Annotated in this window: 17 protein-coding genes; 5 read left to right on the top strand and 12 right to left on the bottom strand. The window is 58.0% G+C overall.

Annotated features, from left to right (window positions below; all coding sequences use genetic code 11):
• Nucleotides 1–26: 26 nt before the first annotated feature.
• The 12 genes from AC2FID_RS20275 to coxB form a co-directional block, all read right to left on the bottom strand.
• Nucleotides 27–1,442: an FAD-binding oxidoreductase gene (locus tag AC2FID_RS20275; protein WP_496757766.1), complete on the bottom strand. Its 1,416-nt coding sequence runs from the start codon at nt 1,440–1,442 to the stop codon at nt 27–29.
• A 38-nt stretch (nt 1,443–1,480) separates the two neighbouring features.
• Nucleotides 1,481–2,299 carry an MBL fold metallo-hydrolase gene (locus AC2FID_RS20280; protein ID WP_496757764.1) on the bottom strand — a complete coding sequence of 273 codons (819 nt, stop codon included), beginning with the start codon at nt 2,297–2,299 and terminating at the stop codon, nt 1,481–1,483.
• An 88-nt stretch (nt 2,300–2,387) separates the two neighbouring features.
• The gene (locus tag AC2FID_RS20285) at nt 2,388–2,969 is read right to left on the bottom strand and encodes a hypothetical protein (protein ID WP_496838433.1); all 582 of its coding nucleotides are present in this window, start codon (nt 2,967–2,969) and stop codon (nt 2,388–2,390) included.
• 49 nt (nt 2,970–3,018) lie between these two features.
• Nucleotides 3,019–3,603 (bottom strand): GNAT family N-acetyltransferase, encoded by a 585-nt coding sequence (locus tag AC2FID_RS20290; RefSeq protein ID WP_496707182.1) that lies wholly within the window; start codon nt 3,601–3,603, stop codon nt 3,019–3,021.
• Nucleotides 3,603–4,865: a M16 family metallopeptidase gene (locus AC2FID_RS20295; RefSeq protein ID WP_113790541.1), complete on the bottom strand. Its 1,263-nt coding sequence runs from the start codon at nt 4,863–4,865 to the stop codon at nt 3,603–3,605. Before AC2FID_RS20295 ends, AC2FID_RS20290 begins: the two co-directional genes overlap by 1 nt.
• Nucleotides 4,862–6,250, bottom strand: coding sequence for a threonine synthase (gene thrC / locus AC2FID_RS20300; protein ID WP_496707184.1), 1,389 nt, complete (start codon nt 6,248–6,250; stop codon nt 4,862–4,864). Before thrC ends, AC2FID_RS20295 begins: the two co-directional genes overlap by 4 nt.
• Nucleotides 6,247–6,924 carry an SURF1 family protein gene (locus AC2FID_RS20305; RefSeq protein ID WP_496838435.1) on the bottom strand — a complete coding sequence of 226 codons (678 nt, stop codon included), beginning with the start codon at nt 6,922–6,924 and terminating at the stop codon, nt 6,247–6,249. Before AC2FID_RS20305 ends, thrC begins: the two co-directional genes overlap by 4 nt.
• A 170-nt stretch (nt 6,925–7,094) precedes the next feature.
• On the bottom strand, nt 7,095–7,910 hold the full coding sequence (locus AC2FID_RS20310) for a cytochrome c oxidase subunit 3 (protein ID WP_058272267.1): 816 nt from the start codon (nt 7,908–7,910) through the stop codon (nt 7,095–7,097).
• 22 nt (nt 7,911–7,932) lie between these two features.
• On the bottom strand, nt 7,933–8,508 hold the full coding sequence (locus tag AC2FID_RS20315; protein WP_496838437.1) for a cytochrome c oxidase assembly protein: 576 nt from the start codon (nt 8,506–8,508) through the stop codon (nt 7,933–7,935).
• On the bottom strand, nt 8,508–8,669 hold the full coding sequence (locus tag AC2FID_RS20320; protein ID WP_170561014.1) for a cytochrome c oxidase system small membrane protein: 162 nt from the start codon (nt 8,667–8,669) through the stop codon (nt 8,508–8,510). Before AC2FID_RS20320 ends, AC2FID_RS20315 begins: the two co-directional genes overlap by 1 nt.
• Nucleotides 8,666–9,622 carry a heme o synthase gene (gene cyoE / locus AC2FID_RS20325; RefSeq protein WP_496838439.1) on the bottom strand — a complete coding sequence of 319 codons (957 nt, stop codon included), beginning with the start codon at nt 9,620–9,622 and terminating at the stop codon, nt 8,666–8,668. The genes AC2FID_RS20320 and cyoE overlap by 4 nt, the downstream gene beginning before the upstream one ends.
• 85 nt (nt 9,623–9,707) lie before the next feature.
• Nucleotides 9,708–10,619, bottom strand: a complete 912-nt coding sequence (coxB, locus tag AC2FID_RS20330; protein ID WP_058272310.1) for a cytochrome c oxidase subunit II — start codon at nt 10,617–10,619, stop codon at nt 9,708–9,710.
• Between the two features lie 176 nt (nt 10,620–10,795).
• Between coxB and tldD the strand changes: the two genes are divergently transcribed.
• The 5 genes from tldD (at nt 10,796) to AC2FID_RS20355 (ending at nt 17,839) form a co-directional block, all read left to right on the top strand.
• Nucleotides 10,796–12,217 carry a metalloprotease TldD gene (gene tldD / locus AC2FID_RS20335; RefSeq protein WP_496838441.1) on the top strand — a complete coding sequence of 474 codons (1,422 nt, stop codon included), beginning with the start codon at nt 10,796–10,798 and terminating at the stop codon, nt 12,215–12,217.
• Between the two features lie 240 nt (nt 12,218–12,457).
• On the top strand, nt 12,458–13,591 hold the full coding sequence (dprA, locus tag AC2FID_RS20340) for a DNA-processing protein DprA (RefSeq protein WP_496838442.1): 1,134 nt from the start codon (nt 12,458–12,460) through the stop codon (nt 13,589–13,591).
• A 174-nt stretch (nt 13,592–13,765) separates the two neighbouring features.
• A complete protein-coding gene (topA, locus tag AC2FID_RS20345; RefSeq protein WP_496838443.1) occupies nt 13,766–16,405 on the top strand; it encodes a type I DNA topoisomerase in 2,640 nt (879 codons plus the stop codon).
• A 103-nt stretch (nt 16,406–16,508) separates the two neighbouring features.
• The gene (locus AC2FID_RS20350) at nt 16,509–17,213 is read left to right on the top strand and encodes a CoA transferase subunit A (protein ID WP_108861806.1); all 705 of its coding nucleotides are present in this window, start codon (nt 16,509–16,511) and stop codon (nt 17,211–17,213) included.
• The gene (locus AC2FID_RS20355) at nt 17,213–17,839 is read left to right on the top strand and encodes a CoA transferase subunit B (protein WP_058276937.1); all 627 of its coding nucleotides are present in this window, start codon (nt 17,213–17,215) and stop codon (nt 17,837–17,839) included. Before AC2FID_RS20350 ends, AC2FID_RS20355 begins: the two co-directional genes overlap by 1 nt.
• Nucleotides 17,840–17,875: the final 36 nt, after the last annotated feature.

Here is a 17,875-nt window from a genome sequence, read left to right on the forward strand (position 1 = left end):
CGCGGCCTGTACTAAATGGGCCGCGCCTAAGCCCTTAGAACGGCACCCGGATTCATGATTCCTTTTGGATCAAGCGCGGCCTTGATCGAGCGCATCGCCGACAGCTTTACCGGATCGCCATAGCGACATAGATCATCCGTTTTCAAACGCCCTATGCCGTGTTCTGCGCTAATCGAACCACCGAACTCATGCACCAAATCATGCACCAAGCGCTTTACCGTTTGCCGCTGTGCGTCATACTCTGAACGGCTATGCCCCTGCGGCGGGAACACGTTGTAGTGAAGGTTGCCGTCACCCAAATGCCCAAAACAGTTAATCCGGAAATCCCCCAACCTGCGTACAATTTCGGACCCTCGCAGGATGAATTCGGGGATTTGCGAGATCGGGACCGAGATGTCATGGCTCGAGACCGAACCGATCAACCGGTTGGCTTCGGGAATATGCTCACGTACGGCCCAAAGCTCCATTCGTTGCGCTTCGCTTTGGGCTATGACTGCATCACCTACAAGCCCGCTCGCCTCCGCTGTTTCGAACAGCGCCATCAGCGCGTCTGACGGTGACGCACCGCCAGAAAGACCCAATTCAATAAGCACCATCCATTCAGGCTGGACGTCAAAGGGCTGGCGGATATCGGGCAAAACCTCGGACAAGAATTGCAGGCCCTGCTTGTGGATCAGCTCAAAGGTGCTGACCCCCTCGCCCACCTGATCGCGTGCCAGCGCCAGCAATTCAATGGCAGCATCCGGAGAGGCCACCTGGAACATCGCGGTGCCGGTCTCGGCCGGACGCGGGTACAGCTTCAACGACGCAGCTGTGATGATCCCCAGCGTGCCTTCCGCCCCGATCAGAAGGTTGCGCAGATCGTACCCAGTGTTGTCCTTGCGCAATCGGCTGAGGCCGTGCCAGATTTCACCATTTGGAAGAACTGCTTCCAACCCAAGACACAGGTCACGTGCATTGCCGTAGCGCAATACATTGACGCCACCCGCATTCGTCGCAAGATTTCCACCTATCCGGCAAGACCCTTGCGCCGCCAATGCCAACGGGAACAATCGATCAGCTTCTTCCGCAGCAGCCTGAACATCGGCCAGAATGGCACCGGCCTCGGCGATAAGAATGTTCTCGGTCGGATAAACCGCCCGGATGGCTGACATCCGCTCCAGTGAAATAAGCAACGGGGCCGGGCCGTCGGTCATCACCTGCCCGCCGACCAATCCGGTGCCGCCGCCGTAAGGCACGACGGGAACCGAAGCATCCGAGGCGAGCCGAACGAGCGTCGAAACCTGTTCTACCGACTTCGGCAGCGCCAAAACGCCGACATGGCCTGCGAACCTGCGGCGCGGCTCTTCCAGGTATCGTTCCTCGACAGGGTGCAGAATATCATCGCCCACCGCAGTGCGGATTGATTGGGCAAAATTGTCATCGGCAGGGTTTAGTTTCATACCCTTTCCTTGCCCAAGTCGTGACGCCCCGACAAGCCTTATTCCAGTTCGATGAGGTATTGCGGCTCAAGCACCACGACCGTCGGGCGATCAGGTAACGTACGCAGAGACACGGTGATCTCAGACACACCTTTGCGCTCAACGGGGAAGTCGTTGCGGATATCGACCAGAAAACGGTCCAGTGAGAAACTGGAAAACCAGTGCATTGGAATGATGACAGAGCTTTTCAGCCGCTTCAATACCGTGATCATTTCCGGCAGCGGCATCGTCGTTCCACCATCCACCGCAGCCATCACAACATCCAAACGCCCCAGGGCGGCAAATTGTTCATCCGACGGCACATGATGCAGGTGACCCAGATGGCCTATGCACAACCCTTCAACCTCAAACACAAAGATTGAATTTCCGCGCTCTTCCACACCGCCATAAGAGGATCGGATATCGGTTGATACATTGCGTATCAGCATCTCTCCCAGATCAAGATAGTGTTCGATCCCCTGCCCGAACTCGCCCCACCCCGGCAACACATTCGGGATGGCAGGATCCGGATGGGCGGTCCAATGGGTGCCGTGGGCATGGTTCATCGTCACCACGTCCGGGATCAGATCCGCGCTGCCGATGAAACCGGTGAAGTCCGTTACCGCGTTCAACCCGCCCTGCGTCTGGATCATAAACGACGCGTGAGCGATATAGCTGATCCGAACCGAGAACTCGGGCACCGGGTCCTGCCAAGCTGCTTTGTGAATATACTCAATCCCCGGTGCGGCATCCGCGATGGCAATGCAATGGCTCGGCCGCCGTTCCTGTGCCGAAGCCTCACCCGAGATCACCATCAATACCGCAACAATCCAGCGCATGTCCGGAGTGTAGCGCAGAACACGGGTAAGTCACGCCTGCAGATATCGCGTGAGTGAATTCACGGACTTGGCATTTTCTAGGAGCAATTCAGAGAACGATGCACTTCCGCAGCTTGAACGGGCGCGAGACTTTCGCCGCACGCAACGCTTGTGCCAACGGATCACTCACAAAAAAGGCGTGGCGCATTTGTGTGTCTATCCAGATGTCAGGACCATCCAGGGCCGAAGCGCTGACCGCAATATCCTTGTCTTGCATAGCCCCAGGCGGCTGCCAGATAGCATAGTTTGGGTAAGGCTTTGTTATGCGCGGAGATTGCTCTGTCAGCACGCCAGTCTTTTGTGCGCCGAAGTTCAGACAGAAGTACTCGCCTTCCACCGGCGTGGTGCGATCATGCTGAAACAACTTCACAGGATAAAGGTTGCCATCACCGAGATCGAATTCGCGAAGGACAGCCGCACACACGGCGGACACGGTCCATGCACCCGCAGCCATAAAGAAGTCTGGTTGTTTCTTCTCTTTTTTGTCTTTGTAATCGGCAAATACCTCCGAAGGGAAGAAATCCGCTGTAAGCGGATCTCCTCGGACATTTCGGGTGTTTGCGTCCGCTGTGAACTTCAGATCATTATCCCAACGATCAGAATGAAATCCTTTCAACGCCGCAGTGCCCACCATTGCATCGCTGATCCAGATCACTGGCTTTTTGAGCCGCACCATCGTCCTACCCTGCGTCCGTCTTCCCGCGCCGGTCCGACCTTAGGCTGGCATACAGCACATGCGTCCGCCACCGCCCGTTGATCTGCAGATACGACTGCGCCACGCCCTCGTATTTAAATCCCGAACTTTCCAGCAAGCCACGTGACGGTTTGTTCTCGGGCAAGCAAGCGGCCTCGATCCGGCTGAGGTCCAGTCGGGTAAAGGCGTGATGAACGATCGCACCGATGGCCTCGCGCATGTAACCCTGACGGGCAAAAGACTGGCCCGTCCAATATCCCAAGGTTCCTGCCTGCGCCGGGCCGCGACGGACATTGTCCAGCGTGATGGCGCCCAGAAGTACATCATCCGTGCGACGGAACAAAAACAGTGGGATCGCCGTCCCACCGGCCACGGAGCGCTGCGCCCAATAAACCCTGTTGGTAAAGGACTTGCGGCTCAGATGATCCTTGGCCCAGATCGGCTCCCACGGGGTCAGGTATTGCTGCGACGCGCGCCTCAGCGCCGCCCAGTCGTTAAAGTCGGAATGCGCGGGCGGGCGCAAGCTCAGGCGCTCGGTTTCAAGTTTCAGCTTGCGTCTGCCCAACAGCATCACGCCGCACGCCTCTCCTGCAATTGCGCCAGCGTGGGTGCGCCCGAGACAGGACCGTAAAGCGCCAGCGCAGCAGGGGCCTGCACTGCCATCTGCTCGGCGAAGGCACGCACATCTTCGGTGCTGACGGCGTCGATCTTGGCCACGGCATCCTCAAGCGAGGGAACCCGGTCCCAGATCTGCACCAGACGCGCCAGACGTTCCGCCCGGTTCGACGGGCTTTCCAGCCCCATCAGCATACCGGCTTTCATCTGCGCGCGGGCGCGGGCAACCTCTTCGGCGCTCATGTCTTCGGCGGCGCGCTTCATCTCATCAATCGTTATGCTGGCCAGCTCTGCGACCTGATCCGCCGACGTTCCGGCGTAGATCGTCGTCGTGCCGGTATCGGCATAAGCTCCGGTCTGCGCAAAGATCGTGTAGCACAACCCGCGTGTTTCGCGCACTTCCTGGAACAAGCGAGAGGACATGCCTCCGCCAAGCGCCGTCGAATAAATCTGTGCGGTATAGATCGCATCGTCGCGATAGCCGGGGCTTTCCAGCGCCAGCGCGAAATGCGCCTGCTCCAGCTCTTTCTCCTGCCGCGCTTCGCCGCCAGTGAAACGGGCGGTTTCCGGGATCAGCCCCTTGCACGGTTTAAGATGGCCAAACAACGCCTCAGCGGTTTTCATCAGCGCATCGTGATCAACGGCACCAGCAGCAGACAGGATCATCTGTTCGGGTCCATAGTGTTCTGCCACAAACCCGGACAAATCTTCGCGCGAAAACGCGCTGACACGTTCGGTCGGACCCAGAATGGTTCGACCCAGCGGTTGATCGTGATAGCTCTGCTCTTGCAACCAATCAAAGATCACATCGTCGGGTGTGTCATAGGCCTGACCGATTTCCTGTAGGATCACACCGCGTTCAACTTCGATCTCACGCGGGTCGAAGATCGGGTTCAGAACGATGTCACCGATGACATCCATCGCCAGCGCCACATCGTCTTTGAGAACACGCGCGTAATAAGCCGTCACCTCGCGCGACGTGTAGGCGTTGATATACCCGCCCACGTCCTCAATCGCCTCGGCGATTTGCAAAGCTGAACGACGCTTGGTTCCCTTGAAAGCCATATGCTCAAGGAAATGCGCAATACCGTTCTGTTCAATCCGCTCGTGCCGCCCACCGGCGGTCACCCAGATGCCGATGGCAGCCGATTGCAACCCCGGCATATGTTCACTGACGATACGAAATCCGTTCTTCAGTTGGTCTTGTCTGACAGTCACTCAGCGATATGCCTTCTGATATGATCCTCGAGAGTGCCCAGATCGTTGGCAATGCTGGTCACCCGTTCCGGACGTTCATACAGATCAGACATGCGGGATGGAAGAGGCGGATGCGTGCCGCTTGCCTTCTCGACCGCTGCTGGGAATTTTGCGGGGTGCGCGGTGGCCAGCGTGATCATCGGAACGTCGGTCGAGCGATGTTCTTCCGCAACCTTGATGCCCACGGCGGTATGCGGGCACACCAGTTCCGCACTATGGGTCAGAGTGGACTTGATTGTCGCCAGCGTTTCATCCTCTGAGACTCGGCCCGAGTCAAAGCTCTCGCGCAGCGCTTCCATCGCGCCCTGACTGACGTTAAAGCCGCCGGTCTTCAATTCATCCATCAACTGCGCGACAGCGCCGCCATCTTCACCGTACGCATAGTAGAGCGCACGCTCAAAGTTCGAACTGACCTGAATGTCCATCGACGGGCTGATTGAGGGGATGGTGTCGCCCTTGAAGTACCCCTCGCCCGACAGGCAACGGTGCAGAATGTCGTTCTGGTTGGTTGCGACAACCAGACGATCAATTGGCAGGCCCATGCGCTTGGCAAGGTAGCCCGCGAAGATGTCACCGAAATTGCCGGTCGGCACCGTAAAGCTGACTTTGCGATGTGGTGCGCCGAGGCTGACAGCAGCGGAGAAGTAGTAGACGATCTGCGCCAGAACACGGGCAAAGTTGATCGAATTCACGCCAGCCAGCTTCACGCCGTCGCGGAAGTCGAAATCGTTGAACATGTCCTTTAGCGCGGCCTGACAATCGTCAAAATCGCCGTCCACGGCCAACGCATGCACGTTGCGGTCCGCGGGTGTCGTCATCTGCCGACGCTGCACTTCCGAAACTCGGCCATGCGGGAACAGGATGAACACGTCCACGGCGTCGAGCCCCCGGAACGCTTCAATCGCAGCCGATCCGGTGTCACCGCTGGTCGCGCCAACGATGGTCACACGGTCGCCACGGCGCTTCAGCGCCACCTGAAACAGTTGACCGATCAGCTGCATGGCGAAGTCTTTGAAGGCCAAGGTCGGCCCGTGGAACAGCTCCAACAGGAAGTGGTTTTCGTTCAACTGCTTCAATGGTGCGCGGGCGTCATGGCCGAAGCCTTCGTAGGCGCGGCCGATGATCTCTTTGAACTCACTCTCACCGAAAGATCCGCTGACATAGGGCCACATCACCCGGAACGCGATTTCCTCAAAGGGCAGTCCGGCCAGTGCCGCGATCTCATCCTGCGTCATCACCGGGATCTCGGCAGGCAGGTACAGACCACCGTCACGAGCCAATCCGGTCAGCATCGCCTCTTCAAACGTCAGTTCGGGCGCCTGCCCGCGGGTCGAGATGTATTTCATGTCGCGTCACTCTCAGAAGGGGCGCGGCTGCGCCACAGAAAATATCCGGTCATCGCGGCCCAGACCAAAGCCAGGCCAAACCATGTTATTGCATATTGCAAGTGATCATTCGGGATACCCGTCACCGAAACAGGCAAGGGTGTGATGTTGGGGTCGGTTTGCGACCGCGCGATTAGCAGAACAGGCTCAGCCCCAAGTGCGGCGGCCAGGTTCGGTACATCGCGGGCAAACCATATATTGTCCTCAATATCCGGCTCAGGCGTGTAGCCGTCAATTTCGTCCGGCCAGTGCAGATTTCCAGTGATCTCCATCGGTCCATTCAGCCTTTGATCGTGCTTCGCGGTCACAGGAACAAAGCCCCGGTCCACAAGAATTATCCGGTCATTTGTGCTAAAAGACTGGATGATGCGATAGCCCGCCCCAACCTGTTTGACCGAGACAAGAACGTGGATCTCGCCCGGCTCGACCTCGCCCGCAATCGTGACCGGTAGATACTTATCAGCATCAGGCGACACGGTGTCAGGCAAATCAACCGGATCGGCTGAAATCCGATTTTCGATTTCTGCTAAAACGCCTTGTTTCCACGCCAACCGCTGCATTTGCCAGACACCCAGCGACACAAGAATCGCCAGACCGGCAATACCAAAGATCATCAGAAAGAGAATGCGGCGCATGTCAGGACCAGGTTGTGTTGTTCGAAGGCTCTACAAGAGCCGGCGTCTTGTTAAGGGCTGCAGCCGCAGAAAGGCAACCTTGCAATTGTATGGGGCGCAATCTTGCGTCCCAAATAGAGAAAAAGCCGCCCCAAAAGGGCGGCTTTTGCAATTTGTTCGCCCGTCTGGCGCTACATCAACGGCGCTTGGCCCCAGATGTATACTGCGAAGAACAGGAACAGCCAGACAACGTCAACGAAGTGCCAGTACCAGGCAGCCGCCTCAAACCCGACGTGTTTCTCAGGTGTGAAGTCACCCTTAAGCGCCCGGATTAAGCACACTGACAGGAAGATGGTACCGATAAGCACGTGGAAACCGTGAAAGCCGGTTGCCATAAAGAAGTTCGAATAGAACTGATCACCGCCGAATTTCCAGCCTTCATGCGCCAGCAGCTCATAGTATTCAAAGGCCTGCAGACCGGTGAATGCGACGCCCAGAGCGATACCGATGGCCAAGCCCTGCACCAGCGCCTTGCGATCATTGCCGTGTACCAGCGCGTGGTGCGCCCAGGTGATTGCACAGCCCGACAGCAGCAGGACCAGAGTGTTGATCAGCGGCAGGTGGAACGGGTCAACCGCATGAATGTCAGGCTGGATGTACTCGGTACCGGCATAATCGTACATCGGGTACATGCGATGTTTGAAGAACGACCAGAACCAGGCAAAGAAGAACATCACCTCGGACATAACGAACAGGATGAAGCCATAGCGCAGGCCAATGCGGACAACTGGCGTGTGATCGCCCTGGCGGCTTTCGACCACAACCTCGGACCACCATGCGAACATGGTGTAAAGAACGGCTACCAGACCGGCCCAGAACATCCACGAGGTAACCCCGTGCATCCACAGGACGGCTCCGAACAGCATCACAAAGCCGCCGATCGCGCCGATCAGAGGCCAGATCGACGGGGCCAGAATGTGATAATCATGGTTTTTTGCGTGTGCCATCAGCGTCCCTCACCTACAGGCGTTAGTTCGTTGTTATATCAGCCTGCGTCTCAAGGGCGGCAACGCCCTCGGGCAGGTCAATTTCGTAGAATGTATACGACAGTGTGATCGTATGAACATACTTAGCTTCAAGATCCTCGACCATTTCAGGGTCGACGAAAAAGGTGACCGGCATCTCAACACGTTCACCGGGTTGCAGCACCTGCTCTTCAAAGCAGAAACAGGCAATTTTCTGAAAGTACCCGCCGGCCGAATACGGTGTCACGTTATAGGACGCCTGCCCGGCAATGGGGCGGTCGGTCGGGTTGTAGGCTTCGTAAAAGGCCAGTCCGGTTTCGCCAATACGCACTTCCATCTCGCGCTCGACCGGCTTGAATTCCCATGCCATGCCTTTCGCCTTCGAGGCGTCAAAGCGGATGGTCACCTTGCGATCCAGAATGTCTTCGGGTGCAGTCGCGGCCACACCGGTGGTGCCACCAAAACCGGTGACACGGCAGAACCAGTCGTAAAACGGAACAGATGCCCAGGCCAGGCTGCCCATCAGGACAACCACGCCAACTGTCTGCGCAACAGTTTTCTGAGGACCTGTCAGCGCCATCAGTTCTGTACCTCTTGCGTCGCCAAGCTGAAATCAGTGCCTGAAACCTTTACGACCGTCAGACCGAATATGATCACGATAAAGGCGGCCAGCGTCAGGCCGACCCCAAGGTTACGGCTGAACCGGCGTTGGTGAAGTTCGTGGCTCTTGCGCAGGCTCATGACCAACCTCCCAGCCCATAGGGCTTCAGCAGCGCTTCGACCAAGATAGCACCGAAATGCAGGAACAGATACAGCAGCGACAGCTTGAAGAACGCGCGTTCGACCTTGAAATTGTCGGCCTCGGAGTCTTCCTCGTTCCGGCGCGAAATCTGCCACGCTCCGCGCAGGAACAGCGCGTTCAACACCACAGCGACGGTCAGGTAGATCGGACCGCCAATACCCGAGAATGCGGTTCCAACAGCCAGCATGGCCAGCAGCCCGGTATATACCAGAATGTGCCAGCGCGTGGCGCGACGACCATGTGTGACGGTCAGCATCGGAACACCCGCATCGTCGTAATCCGAGCGCATGAACAGCGCCAGAGCCCAGAAATGCGGCGGGGTCCACATGAAAGTCAGGGCAAACATCAGCCACGGCTCGATGGACATAGACCCCGTTGCGGCAACCCAGCCGATGACCGGCGGGAATGCCCCTGCCGCGCCGCCGATCACGATGTTTTGCGGCGTCGAGCGTTTCAGCCACATCGTATAGACGACAACGTAGAAAAAGATCGTGAAGGCCAGGAAAGCGCCAGCAAACCAGTTGGTTGCCAGACCCAGCATAATAACGGACAGCCCCGACAGGGCCAGCCCGATTGCCATCGCCTCACCCTCCTGGACCTTGCCAGAGGGGATCGGGCGGCCTTTGGTACGCTTCATCACGCGGTCGATATCGGCGTCCCACCACATGTTCAAAGCGCCGGATGCGCCACCGCCAATGGCGATGAACAGGATGGCGCAAAAGCCGACGAATGGATGAACAGGGACCGGTGCCGCAAGAAGGCCGACCAAAGCGGTGAACACGACCAGCGACATCACACGCGGCTTCAGCAAGGCAAAGAAATCGCCAAAGCTGGCCTCATCCGCGTGGGATTGGGCGCCTACTGTGCTGGCATTGATGCTTGCGTCGCTCATTTCCGGTCCTTCTGGGGCGAAAGCTGCGCGGATACAGCGCAGCCTGCATTACCTTTGGCGCGAGCTTTTCAGCCCGCGCGGGTCATTACTTGAATGCAACCTGATAGGCTGCGGGCTGACCTGCATACTCTTCCAGTGCGCCTTGCAGCCACTGCTCATACGCCTCTTCGCTGACCACTTTGACGGTGATCGGCATATAAGCGTGATCCTTGCCGCACAGTTCGGAACATTGACCGAAATAGATGCCTTCCTTTTCGGCCTCGAACCACAGTTCGGCCAGTCGACCCGGAACACCGTCCTGCTTCACGCCGAAGGACGGGATGGTCCACGAGTGGATCACGTCCGAAGCGGTAACCTGCATGACGATGACTTTGCCAACCGGAACCACAACTGCGGTATCGGTGGCCAGCAGCCATTCGTCATCGCTGTAGCCCGCATCCGCCAGCTTGGCACGCATCGCGTCGTTCAGAACAAACGGGGTCACATCCGCATCAGCCGGGCGTGCGCCTTCATCCAATGTGGCAGGATGGCCCAGCAGATAACTGTCGAAGGCGAAATCGTGATCAACGTATTCGTAGGTCCAGTACCACTGGTTCCCAACGACTTTGATGGTGATGTCGCCTTCGGGAATTTCCTGCTGATTGAACAGAACTGGCAGCGAGAAGGCACCGATGAAGACCAGAATCAGGATCGGGCCAAGGGTCCAGGCAATCTCAACCGGGGTGTAGTGCGAGAATCGCGCCGGTTCAGGGTTGTTACGCGAATTGTAGCGAATGATGCAGTAGATCAGCAGACCCGCAACAAACAAACAGATCGCGGTGATGATCACCAGAATCATATCATCCAGCCGCTGAATCCCCGAGGCCAGGCTGGTGGCCGCGGGCTGGAACCCAAGGCCGCCATCAACCGGCTTACCAATAATCTCAAGCTCCTGAGCCATTGCGGGAAGGCTGGAGAGGGCTGTCATCAACCCCGAAAGCATCAAAGCATTCTTCATTTTCTGTCCTGATCGTCTGATCTTTGCTTCTCTGGCGAAAAGGTGTGAATCAGTCGCACCTCTCCCGTTGTCTTTGGCCGCGTTAAAAACCATATTCCGTCGGGTAGATAAAGCAAAATGCTTGCGTCAAACAGACGCTATTTTTGATCTGGATCAAACTCGGAAGGTCCCAACAGATGTCCAATGACCCGTTTCGCCCATTTGATAGCGCTATTCCGCATGACGAGGCGCTTGCGGTTTTGCAATCCGCCACTTCCGGGGCAGAAGACGGAGAGCTGTTTATCGAGCGGCGAAAATCCGAGGCTTTGGTCTTTGACGACGGGCGCTTGAAGACGGCATCTTATGACGCATCCGAAGGGTTTGGCCTGCGGGCGGTGCAGGGTGAAGTTGCCGGGTATGCGCATTCCACCGATGTCTCAATTCCGGCGCTGAAGCGGGCAGCCGAGACCGCGCGCCTGGCTGTTGGCGACGGCGGCGGCACGCTGGCCGATGGTCCGCGCGCTACCAATACCCTCCTTTATACGGACGAAGACCCGATTGAATCCGCTGATTTCCCGGTCAAGATCGAAACACTGCGCGAGATCGACGCCTATGCCCGCGACATGGATCCCCGCGTCGTGCAGGTTAGCGCGACAATCGCCGCAGCCGTGCAAGAAGTCGAGATTTTGCGCCCGGACGGCGTACTGATGCGAGACGTGCGGCCAATGACCCGCCTCAATATCTCGGTCATCGTCGAACAGAACGGTCGCCGCGAAAGTGGCTCGGCCGGGGGTGGCGGGCGCGTCGGGCTAGACGGCCTGATCGATCCGTCGGATTGGCAGGACAAAGCGCGCGAGGCGTTGCGGATCGCCTTGGTCAATCTCGACGCGATCCCGGCCCCTGCCGGCGTGATGGAGGTCGCGCTTGGCCCCGGTTGGCCAGGCATCCTCTTGCACGAGGCAATCGGACACGGTTTGGAGGGTGACTTTAACCGCAAGGGAAGCTCGGCCTTTGCCGGTTTGATGGGACAGCAGATCGCATCCAAAGGCGTGACCGTTGTTGATGACGGCACAATCCCGGATCGTCGGGGCTCGATCTCTTTGGATGACGAAGGCACACCCAGTTCCAGGACTGTCTTGATCGAAGATGGCGTCCTGACCGGCTATATGCAGGATCGCCAAAACGCACGCCTGATGGGCGTGGCCCCCACCGGAAACGGGCGGCGGCAAAGCTATGCGCACAAACCCATGCCGCGGATGACGAACACTGTGATGCTGGGTGGTGAGGCTGATCCGGCCTCTTTGGTTGCGGACATCCAGGACGGAATCTGGGCCGTTGGTTTCGGCGGCGGTCAGGTGGATATCACCAACGGCAAATTCGTGTTCTCGTGCACCGAGGCGTACCGCGTGGAAAACGGTAAGATCGGGGCACCCGTCAAAGGCGCGACCCTGATCGGCGACGGTCCATCCGCCCTTAAACGCATTCGGGGGTTGGGCAACGACATGGCGCTGGATCCGGGCATGGGAACCTGTGGCAAAGACGGCCAGTGGGTACCGGTCGGCGTTGGCCAGCCTACCGTTCTGATGGATGGCCTGACAGTCGGCGGATCGGCCGCATAGCCGGGAATCGCTTGGCGGGAAATCGAGAGCGCAGGGTTAACGCTGCGCTTTCAGCCCGCCGGCGCCTTAACATCCTGTCAGGCGCCCGCATTGAAGGCCGTTGTGTTTATTTCATACATTTCAACGCACTAAATAACTCTAAGTGATAAACGCCGAAAATTATCCGGATAATTTGAAGAGATTCACAAGCTGTTAACCCCAGCAATCGTAAACCAGTTCTGCAATCAGGCGGAGCATCGGATGACCGAAGAGCAGCATTCTTCCTATCACCCCACACTCCCACCCACCACGGAAGAGGATCGGTTTTCCTGGCTTCGTCTGTTGCGCTCTCGCAAGGTTGGTCCGGCGACGTTTCGTCGGTTGCTGCGGGAACATGGCTCGGCGCAGAACGCGCTGGCCGCGCTGCCGGAGATGGCACACGCTGCCGGAATTGATGGGTACGAAGTTTGCCCCCCCGGCGTGATTGAGGCGGAACTCAAGGCCGCAAAAGCCGCGAACGCGCACCTTTTGTGCCTTGGCTCCGCCGATTATCCAGATGCCTTGCATGATCTTTCCGACGCCCCACCAATGCTTTGGGCGATTGGAGATAGCTCTCTGCTGCAGCGCCGGTCGATTGCACTGGTCGGTGCGCGGAATTGTTCGTCCCTGGGGGCGCGGATGGCGCGGGGGCTTGCCACAGATCTCGGCAAGCAAGGCTATGTCGTTGTGTCCGGCCTGGCACGCGGCATTGATACAGCGGCCCATATGGCCGCGCTTGAAACGGGCACCGTCGCTGTGATGGCGGGCGGCGTGGATGTCGTCTATCCCACCGAAAACACTGATTTGGCGGAAAAGATTGGCCAAACCGGGTTGCGTGTCTCTGAACAGCCTATGGGCGTCACACCGCAGGCCCGGCACTTCCCGCGCAGAAACAGGATTATCTCAGGTCTGGCCCAAGCGGTTGTCGTCGTCGAAGCTGCCGCAAAATCCGGCAGTCTGATTACCGCACGGGACGCCTTGGATCAGGGGCGCGAGGTTCTGGCCGTACCCGGGCACCCTTTCGATGCACGCGCTGCCGGGTGCAACATGCTGATCCGGGACGGCGCGATATTGGTGCGAGCCGCCGAAGACGTCATTGAGGCGCTACCGAAACGGGCACCTACCAGTCAGGTCGAGGGGCCCGCCGTGCCCGACGTTGTAGCCAAACCGGTGATCGCAGGTACCGCACTGCATCGTGAAATCCTGTCGCGATTGGGCCCCTCCCCGATTGCCGAAGATCAGTTGATCCGCGACATTGCCGCAACGGCCGGAGAAATCGGACCCGCATTGATTGATCTGGAACTCGAGGGACAGATCCAGCGCCAGCCCGGCGGCCTCCTGTCGCTGTCAGCATAACCTTCATCGCTGAGGCCTGGTTTCTGCCCAAGTCCTTTTTATACACAGGCTACGTGATTGAAATAACAACATAACTTCTGTGTTCAAAGGAACGCATTGACAATTCGCCCTTGCCCTCCACATCTTGCACGATCATAGAAGGCGCCAATTCCGTCGAGCGAGGTTTTCCCTTAAATGCCTGTAGTTGTTGTAGAATCCCCTGCCAAGGCCAAAACAATCAACAAATATCTTGGCCCTGACTACACGGTGCTGGCCTCATATGGCCATGTCCGGGACTTGCCGCCCAAGGACGGATCCGTCGATACCGAGCATGAATTTGAGATGAAATGGGAGGTCGGCAACGACAGCCGCAAACATGTCAAAGCCATCGCCGATGCGCTGAAAGAAGACAACGCTTTGATTCTCGCGACTGACCCTGATCGTGAGGGTGAGGCTATCAGCTGGCACCTGCAAGAAGCCCTGACCAAGCGCCGCTCGATCAAGAAAGACACGCCCGTCAGCCGCGTGACCTTCAACGCGATCACCAAGGATGCGGTGACCGAGGCGATGCAGAACCCGCGCCAGGTCGACATGCCGCTGGTCGAGGCCTATCTGGCCCGCCGCGCGCTGGACTATCTGGTGGGTTTCAACCTGTCGCCGGTCCTGTGGCGCAAGCTGCCCGGCGCGAAGTCCGCCGGTCGCGTTCAGTCAGTCTGTCTGCGCCTAATCGTCGAGCGCGAGATGGAGATCGAGGCGTTCAAGCCAGTCGAATATTGGTCTGTGAAGGCAGTGTTCGAAACACCGCGCGGCCAGACTTATGAGGCACGCCTGGTCACACTGGCCGGTAAGAAACTGGACAAACATGATTTGGCCAACGCCACCCAGGCTGAATTAGCGGTGCAAGCCATTACCAGCCGCGCGCTGAGTGTTTCTTCGGTCGAAGCCAAGCCTGCCGCGCGCAACCCCAGTGCGCCCTTCATGACCTCTACCTTGCAGCAGGAAGCAAGCCGCAAGTTCGGAATGGGCGCGCGTCACGCGATGCAGGTTGCTCAACGCCTCTACGAGGCGGGCTACATCACATATATGCGGACCGACGGCATCGACATGGCGCCCGAGGCCGTGGCGGCCACTCGCGATACCATCGCAGACCGTTACGGTGCAGAATACGTGCCGGACAGCCCGCGTATCTATAAAAACAAGGCCAAGAACGCCCAGGAAGCGCACGAATGTATCCGCCCGACGGATATGTCCCGCGATACCAAGGCGCTGAAGGTCACAGATGAGGATCAGCGCAAACTGTATGACCTGATCTGGAAACGTACCATTGCCTGTCAGATGGCTGCGGCCCGGCTGGAGCGCACTACGGTCGAGATTGGCAGCGATGACGGCCAGGTCGGCCTGCGCGCCACCGGTCAGGTTGTTCTGTTCGACGGGTTCATGCGCGTTTATGAAGAAGGCCGCGACGACGTGGCCGATGATGATGAAAAGCGCCTGCCGCAAATCATGCAGGGCGATCCAGCTCGGTTTGCCAAAACATCCCTGCGCGATCAGTTCACCAAAGCGACCAGCGAAGGCACTGAAAAGGCCGCGAAAGAGGCCATTCTGTCCGAGAACGAATCTGTACTTGCCCTGCAGCACCACACGCAACCGCCGCCGCGCTACACCGAGGCTACGCTGGTCAAGCGGATGGAAGAGCTGGGGATCGGGCGACCGTCGACCTATGCCTCGATCGTGACCACGATTCAGGACCGGGAATATGTGCGCAAAGACAAGAACCGGCTGATCCCAGAGGAGAAGGGCCGGATCGTTACGATCTTCCTGCTGAACTTCTTCCGGCAGTACGTGGGGTATGAGTTCACCGCCAATCTGGAAGAACAATTGGACGACGTCAGCGCCGGTGGGCGAGACTACAAGGAGTTGCTGAGCAAGTTCTGGCGCGATTTCTCGGCTGCTATCGGCGAAACGTCCGAATTGCGGATTTCTGAGGTTCTGGACAAACTCGACGAAGCCCTGGCGCCGCAACTTTACCCGCCGCGTGAAGACGGCTCGGACCCGCGTGTCTGTCCGAAATGCGGTCTGGGTCAGTTGCACCTGAAGACGTCGCGCACCGGCGGGTTCGTTGGGTGTGGCAACTATCCAGAGTGCACCTATACGCGCCCCATCGCCGGCGAAGGTGCCGAAGGCGAGGAACGTCTTCTGGGCGAAGATGCAGGGGAAGATATCTGGCTGAAGTCCGGCCGGTTTGGCCCCTATGTTCAGCGCGGCGAACCGACGCCCGAGAACAAAAAACCACCGCGCGCCTCACTACCGCGTGGCTGGAGCAAGGATGACATGGATCTGGACAAGGCGCTGACGCTGCTGTCCCTGCCCCGCCAGATTGGCGAACACCCAGAGGGTGGCATGATCAGCTCGAACTTTGGGCGGTTTGGTCCCTATCTGATGCATCAGTTGGCGGATGAGGCCAAGCCGGTCTACGCAAACCTCAAAGACCCCAACGACGTGTTTGAAATCGGCATGAACCGCGCTGTCGAGTTGCTGGCTGAAAAGCGCGCCAACCCCGGGCGTGGCCGTCGCGCAGCGGCAAAAGCGTTGAAGGAATTAGGCGAGCACCCAGATGGCGGCGCGATGCAGGTTCTGGATGGGCGCTATGGGCCATACGTGAAATGGGAAAAGGTCAACGCGACCATTCCAAAAGATATTAAGCCCGAAGATGTGACACAGGAAATGGCCATCGAACTGGTCAACGAACGCGCAACTAAAAAGGGCACCAAGAAAAAAGCGGCTCCGAAAAAGAAAGCTGCTGCCAAGAAAACAACCAAAAAGGCGGCCACCTAACGACTGGCTAGGTAGAAATACCACCTACCCCTTGGTTTCATTGACTTCCCCGTGACGTGGCGGCACAACCTGCGCCATCACCATGTCATTGGGGGAGTTTTCCATGAAGAAAGTCTATGCCAATGCCACCGAAGCGCTCGATGGAGTGATTTCGGACGGCATGATGATCGCGGCAGGCGGTTTTGGCCTGTGCGGTATTCCCGAACTGCTGCTTGAGGCGATCAAGAACTCGGGCGCTCAAGATCTGACGTTTGCTTCGAACAACGCCGGCGTCGACGATTTCGGTATCGGCATCCTGCTGCAGACCAAGCAGGTCAAAAAGATGATCAGCTCTTACGTCGGTGAAAACGCCGAGTTCATGCGCCAATATCTGGCTGGAGAGCTGGAGCTCGAATTCAACCCGCAAGGTACCCTGGCCGAACGCATGCGCGCTGGTGGCGCAGGCATCCCCGGGTTCTATACCAAGACCGGTGTGGGCACAGTGATCGCCGATGGTAAAGAGCACAAAGACTTCAATGGCGAGACTTACATCTTGGAAGAAGGCATCTTTGCCGATCTGGCCATTGTCAAAGCCTGGAAGGCCGATGACACCGGCAACCTGATCTTCCGCAAGACCGCGCGCAACTTTAACGTACCTGCTGCGACCTGTGGCAAGATCTGCATCGCCGAGGTCGAGGAAATCGTGCCGCGTGGGTCGCTGGACCCCGATATGATCCACCTGCCCGGCATCTACGTCCATCGCATCATTCAGGGTCAGCATGAAAAGCGCATCGAACAACGCACCACCCGTAAGAAGGAGGAAGCATAATGCCCTGGGATCGTAATCAGATGGCCGCACGTGCGGCACAAGAGCTGGAAGACGGCATGTATGTAAACCTCGGCATCGGTATTCCGACGCTGGTGGCTAACTATGTGGGCGACAAGGACATCACCCTGCAATCCGAGAACGGAATGCTTGGCATGGGCCCCTTCCCCTTTGAAGGCGAAGAAGACCCGGATCTGATCAACGCTGGCAAGCAGACGATCACGGAGCTGTCCCGTACCGCCTATTTCGACAGTGCTACATCGTTTGCCATGATCCGCGGCGGTAAGATTGCTGCTGCGGTTCTGGGCGCGATGGAGGTCGATGAAGAAGGTGATCTGGCCAACTGGATGATTCCGGGCGTGCTGGTCAAAGGCATGGGCGGCGCGATGGACCTGGTTGCAGGCGTTCGACGTGTTATCGTCGTGATGGATCACACCAACAAGCACGGCAAGTCCAAGCTGCTGAAGAAGTGCACCCTGCCCCTGACCGGCAAGAAGGTGGTGAACCGCATCATCACCAACCTTGGCGTTCTGGACGTGGTTGATGGCGGCCTGAAGATCATCGAGATTGCCGAAGGCGTGACCGAAGACGAGATCCGCGCTGCGACCGAAGCCAACATCGTCAACTAATTCACACCAATGAAAAGGCCCACCGCTTCGGGTGGG

The organism is Ruegeria sp. CDSC068 (assembly GCF_059610545.1).

Bases quoted from the DNA above. Each gene is read 5' to 3' on its own strand.
- AC2FID_RS20275 (WP_496757766.1), bottom strand. From the start codon at position 1,442: ATGAAACTAAACCCTGCCGATGACAATTTTGCCCAATCAATCCGCACT.
- AC2FID_RS20280 (WP_496757764.1), bottom strand. From the start codon at position 2,299: ATGCGCTGGATTGTTGCGGTATTGATGGTGATCTCGGGTGAGGCTTCG.
- AC2FID_RS20290 (WP_496707182.1), bottom strand. From the start codon at position 3,603: ATGCTGTTGGGCAGACGCAAGCTGAAACTTGAAACCGAGCGCCTGAGC.
- thrC (WP_496707184.1), bottom strand. From the start codon at position 6,250: ATGAAATACATCTCGACCCGCGGGCAGGCGCCCGAACTGACGTTTGAA.
- AC2FID_RS20305 (WP_496838435.1), bottom strand. From the start codon at position 6,924: ATGCGCCGCATTCTCTTTCTGATGATCTTTGGTATTGCCGGTCTGGCG.
- AC2FID_RS20310 (WP_058272267.1), bottom strand. From the start codon at position 7,910: ATGGCACACGCAAAAAACCATGATTATCACATTCTGGCCCCGTCGATC.
- AC2FID_RS20315 (WP_496838437.1), bottom strand. From the start codon at position 8,508: ATGGCGCTGACAGGTCCTCAGAAAACTGTTGCGCAGACAGTTGGCGTG.
- AC2FID_RS20320 (WP_170561014.1), bottom strand. From the start codon at position 8,669: ATGAGCCTGCGCAAGAGCCACGAACTTCACCAACGCCGGTTCAGCCGT.
- cyoE (WP_496838439.1), bottom strand. From the start codon at position 9,622: ATGAGCGACGCAAGCATCAATGCCAGCACAGTAGGCGCCCAATCCCAC.
- coxB (WP_058272310.1), bottom strand. From the start codon at position 10,619: ATGAAGAATGCTTTGATGCTTTCGGGGTTGATGACAGCCCTCTCCAGC.
- tldD (WP_496838441.1), top strand. From the start codon at position 10,796: ATGTCCAATGACCCGTTTCGCCCATTTGATAGCGCTATTCCGCATGAC.
- dprA (WP_496838442.1), top strand. From the start codon at position 12,458: ATGACCGAAGAGCAGCATTCTTCCTATCACCCCACACTCCCACCCACC.
- topA (WP_496838443.1), top strand. From the start codon at position 13,766: ATGCCTGTAGTTGTTGTAGAATCCCCTGCCAAGGCCAAAACAATCAAC.
- AC2FID_RS20350 (WP_108861806.1), top strand. From the start codon at position 16,509: ATGAAGAAAGTCTATGCCAATGCCACCGAAGCGCTCGATGGAGTGATT.
- AC2FID_RS20355 (WP_058276937.1), top strand. From the start codon at position 17,213: ATGCCCTGGGATCGTAATCAGATGGCCGCACGTGCGGCACAAGAGCTG.